This is a genomic window from Bacillus sp. JJ634 (assembly GCF_036962285.1).
GTDB classification, from domain to species: Bacteria; Bacillota; Bacilli; order Bacillales; family DSM-1321; genus Peribacillus; species Peribacillus asahii_A.
The window spans coordinates 23,542-28,345 of record NZ_JBALMU010000116.1; the positions used below are offsets into that span (position 1 = coordinate 23,542).

The following is a 4,804-nucleotide window of genomic DNA, read 5'->3' on the forward strand; positions in this document are numbered from 1 at the left end:
TTAATAAATAATACTCTAGAAGAAGAGCCAGCAAAAAAAGTTCTTTATAAAAATGCGATGAATTGGTATTTAAGATAAAAAAAACAGAGAAATTTCTACAATTTCTCTGTTTTTAACATCCTACTTACTTTATTATGATTAATTGATGTTTTTTTGGACTTCTTTTACCATATTCTTATCATGTTGATTTGTTAAATTTAATGTTAATAAAGTAATTAGACCAATAACGAGCAGTCCAGCTAAGATAAGCATCCCTTGAGTAAAAACGACCATTCCAAGAATCATCGGTCCGACAAATCCACCCAAAGCTGCAAATGAGTTAACTAAAGCGATACCAACAGGTGCCGTAGACTCGGTAAAGAAGAATGTCATATAGGCGAAGAAACATCCAGTAAATCCATATAATCCAGCAGATGTAATCGTTAACATAAGCACCATCATAAAGATACTTCCTGAAAAACTACATCCGATAAATCCAATAATTGCAATTATTATGGAAACAATTAAATGTAGTTTGTATGCATTAGTCCTGTCTGCATTCCAACCCACAAATATAATAGCTGGAATCCCAACTAATGAAGGAATCATGGCCAACCAACCTACTTCTAAGTTAGTCGTTGTGCTTGCTGATAAGGATTTAATGATAGTTGGTATCCAAAATGACAATCCATAGACCCCTGTATAACCAGCGAAATAAAATAACGCTAACTTCCAAACTTTTGAATCCTTCAGCATATCTAGCTTCGAGACTTTATTTATTTGAGCACTTACTTGTTGTTCAGCACTTAGTTCTCCTTCTAACCAGTCCTTTTCTTCCTTAGACAACCACTTAGCATTAGCAGGTCTATTAGTTAAGTAAAAAATAACCATGACCCCTAAGATAATAGCTGGAATTCCTTCTAGAATAAACATCCATCTCCAGCCATCCATATTGAACCAAGAAATATTATCAATAATCCACGTTGAGATAGGTGCACCAAATAATCCGCCTATCGGTAAAGCTAGTAGTAAGACAGCTGTTGCTCGCCCGCGTTCTCGAGCTCTAAACCAATATGTTAAATACAGAATAATACCTGGGAAAAATCCAGCTTCAGCGACACCTAATAGAAAACGTAGGATGTACAAATGCGTAGCGGTTTGCACAAAACCAGTTAAAATCACGATAATTCCCCATGAAAGCATAATACGAGCAATCCATATACGCGCACCCACTTTATGCATAATCATATTACTTGGAACTTCAAAAAAGAAATAACCAATGAAGAAAATACCAGAAAGTAAGCCAAAAACTTCAGCAGATAAAGCTAAATCTGCATTCATCTCTAAAGCAGCGAAACCTAGGTTAACCCGATCTAGATAAGCAATAACATACAGAATAAGAATAAATGGGAGAATGCGTTTCATCGTTTTACCGACCGTTCTTTTTTCTATCGCACTAATAGATTGATTCATAGCCTATTTCTCCTTTTCCACATTTTTAATCATTACATTAAAATGCTCTTCGCTACTTATGGGCTATTATGCTATTTTAACTTTGCGTATTTTGCAAAATGACAGCAATCCCTTGACCGCCACCAATACACAATGAGGCTAATCCATACTTCACATTTCTTTTCTTCATTTCAACTGCTAAAGAATAGGTGATTCTTGTTCCGCTCGCCCCAACAGGATGACCTAATGCTACCGCCCCTCCATTTACATTTACTTTCTCTATATCGACACCTAACTCTTTAATGACAGCCAACGATTGAGCCGCAAACGCTTCATTAAATTCAAATAAATCGATATCATTTAAACTTAAGTTAGCCTTTTCTAAGGCCTTTTTACTTGCTGGAACAGGTCCTATCCCCATAATTTTTGGATCAACACCAGCTACACCCCATGAAACAATCTTAGCTAACGGTTTTAAATGATGTTCCTTAACATACTCTTCAGATGCTAGTATAACTGCCGCAGCGCCATCGTTAATTCCACTTGCATTTCCCGGAGTGACCGTTCCATCTTTCTTGAAAGCCGGTTTTAGTAGAGCTAAGTTTTCTAAGTTGACGCCTTCTCTTATATGTTCATCAACATGAACAACTTTTTCTCTTCCTTTTTTATCTTTAATAGAAATTGGAACAATCTCTTCTGCAAAACGACCACTATCTCTCGCTTGAAGCGCTTTTGCTTGTGAATGAACCGCAAACTCGTCTTGTTCTTCACGAGAAATATTATACTTTTCTGATAAATTCTCAGCTGTCATGCCCATTCCACAACCAACATATTGATCCGTTAAAGTTTCCCAAAGCATGTCATCGATCACTGGTGCCTTATTAGGCGAACCAAAACGTGTTCCCCTTAATACATGGGGAGCTAAGCTCATATTTTCGGTTCCTCCTGCAACAATGACATTTGCATCACCTAGAGCAATTGACTGCGCTGCCGATACGATAGACTGCATGCCTGAACCGCATAATCGATTTAATGTAAGTGCAGAGGATGACTCTTTTAAACCGCTTTTCAGACCAATATGTCGTGCTAAATAAGCAGAGCTACTGCTTGTATGAATAATATTTCCGAATATAATTTCATCTATATCTGCGGTTGAAATACCGCTTCTTTTAATAGCTTCCTTAGTTGCTGCTGCACCTAAATCAATATCACTAACACCTTTTAACGATCCACCAAAAGTTCCAAAAGCTGTTCGTGCTCCCTCGATAATATAAGTTGTCATTTTACTTCACTCCATCCTAATTTTTATTACATACCGCCTGAAACGCTAAGATGTTCTCCCGTAATACCGCTAGCTACATCCGATGCTAAATAAACGACACCTGAAGCCACTTCTTCCGGTTCAATAAAACGATTCATCGCTTGTTTTGGATACATAATTTCCCCTAGTGCCTCTTTCTCTGTCATTCCTTTTTCATTTAAACTATTAATCTGTTTCATTAATAATTCCGTTCTTACAGGACCCGGCAAAATAGAATTAGCCGTTATTTTATATGGTGCCCCCTCTAATGCTGTCACACTCGTTACGCCAATGACTCCATGTTTAGCGGCCACATACGCTACTTTTTCAGGAGTTGCCATTCGACCATGAACGGAAGAAATATTAACAATACGTCCATACTCATTTTTCTTCATATAAGGAAAAGCATGCTTTGTCATTAAAAATACACCCGTTAACATGACGTCAATCAGCAAGTTCCATTTTTCTAAAGGAAATTCCTCTATCGTTGCCCGATGCTGTAATCCAGCATTATTAATTAATACATCAATTGATTTTTTTTCATCAAAAATGCTCTTTAATGCGCTTTTAATGGACTCTTCATTTGTTACATCTAGCGCAATACCTTTCGCATTTTCTCCTAATTCACGTGCAACCTTATCTGCAGCTTCCTGATTAAGATCTGCAACATAAACAAAATCATTTTGTTGAACAAATTGTTTTGAAATGGCTTGACCTAATCCACCCGCTGCTCCCGTTACAATAACAGTTCTTTGTTTTCTCATATGTTACCCCTCACTATTTATTTATTAATTTACTTAAATCTTTAAGATACTCTAACTGAAAACCAACCTTTTCACTTAATTCTTCTATTGAAATATCTTCAATCATCTCTACTACTTTTACGCCTGTATCCGTAAATTTAAAAACAGCGTAATCGGAAACAAATAACTCTACTCTTCGGATCCCACTTGATTGATACGATAATTCTTGCACCAATTTGGATGATCCATCCTTAGCAAATAATGTAGCTGCTACAATCACTTTTTTAGCTCCAGTTACTAGATCCATTGCACCTCCTACACCTAATATTGGTTGATTAGGAACTGCCCAATTAGCAATTTCACCATGTATATTAACTTGAAGTGTACCTAAGACAGCTACATCAACATGACCGCCTCTTATTAAGGCAAAAGAATCCGCACTATTAAAAAATGAGGCACCTTTCAAATAGGTAACGGGTTCTTTACCAGCATTAATCAAATCAATATCTACATTTTCTTCTGTAGGATGTGGTCCCATTCCTAATAAACCATTTTCCGTTTGCAAATAAATTCTTTTATCACCTAAATATGAGGTAACCAACGTTGGAATCCCTACACCTAAATTAACAATTTGACCATCCTCTAATTCTTCAGCAATTCTTTTAGCAATGACATGCTTTTTATCTGGACTCAACATAATCCCTCCCTACTTTTGAATAATTGCTTTGAATCATATAATCTACATAAGCGTGAGGTGTGACGATATATTCCGGATCCAAATCACCCACCTCGACAATTTCATCAACTTCTGCAATAACAATTTTTGCAGCTGTAGCCATCATCGGATTAAAATTTCTAGCGGTAGTATGATATAGTAAATTTCCAAGTTTATCTGCCTTAGCTGCTTTTATAATAGCGACATCACCCTTAATCGCTTTTTCAAAAATATATCTTTCTCCATCAATCTCTCTTTCTTCTTTCCCCTTGCTTAGCTCAGTTCCAACGGCAGTTTTTGTGTAAAAACCACCAATACCAGCACCACCACAACGAATAGCTTCGGCTAATGTACCTTGAGGCAGCAAATCAATTTCTAATTCTCCTTTAGCCCAAGCAATTACAGCTTCTTTATTAATCGTAAAAAATGACCCAATAGCTTTTTTGATTTTTCCTTGCATGAATAGTTTGTGTAACCCTTGTCCCTCATCACCTAAATTATTACTAACAATTGTTAAATCATGAATATCTACTTTTAATAGTTCGTCAATAATAGTTAAAGGGGTTCCTGATAAGCCAAAACCACCAACTAAAATTTGATCACCACTCTTAAAAC

5 protein-coding genes are annotated in these 4,804 nt (G+C 36.4%); all 5 read right to left on the bottom strand.

Going from position 1 to position 4,804, the window contains the following annotated elements; genetic code table 11:
- Positions 1-138 precede the first annotated feature (138 nt).
- On the bottom strand, positions 139-1,452 hold the full coding sequence (locus V7068_RS16680) for an MFS transporter (RefSeq protein ID WP_375351537.1): 1,314 nt from the start codon (positions 1,450-1,452) through the stop codon (positions 139-141).
- Between the two features lie 76 nt (positions 1,453-1,528).
- Positions 1,529-2,713: an acetyl-CoA C-acetyltransferase gene (locus V7068_RS16685; protein ID WP_499713716.1), complete on the bottom strand. Its 1,185-nt coding sequence runs from the start codon at positions 2,711-2,713 to the stop codon at positions 1,529-1,531.
- 26 nt (positions 2,714-2,739) lie between these two features.
- Positions 2,740-3,495 (bottom strand): 3-hydroxybutyrate dehydrogenase, encoded by a 756-nt coding sequence (locus tag V7068_RS16690; protein ID WP_499713717.1) that lies wholly within the window; start codon positions 3,493-3,495, stop codon positions 2,740-2,742.
- Positions 3,496-3,508: 13 nt separating this feature from the next.
- The gene (locus V7068_RS16695) at positions 3,509-4,171 is read right to left on the bottom strand and encodes a 3-oxoacid CoA-transferase subunit B (protein ID WP_375351531.1); all 663 of its coding nucleotides are present in this window, start codon (positions 4,169-4,171) and stop codon (positions 3,509-3,511) included.
- On the bottom strand, positions 4,155-4,804 hold a 650-nt coding region (locus tag V7068_RS16700; protein WP_499713718.1), incomplete at its 5' end, for a CoA transferase subunit A. The genes V7068_RS16695 and V7068_RS16700, both read right to left, overlap by 17 nt.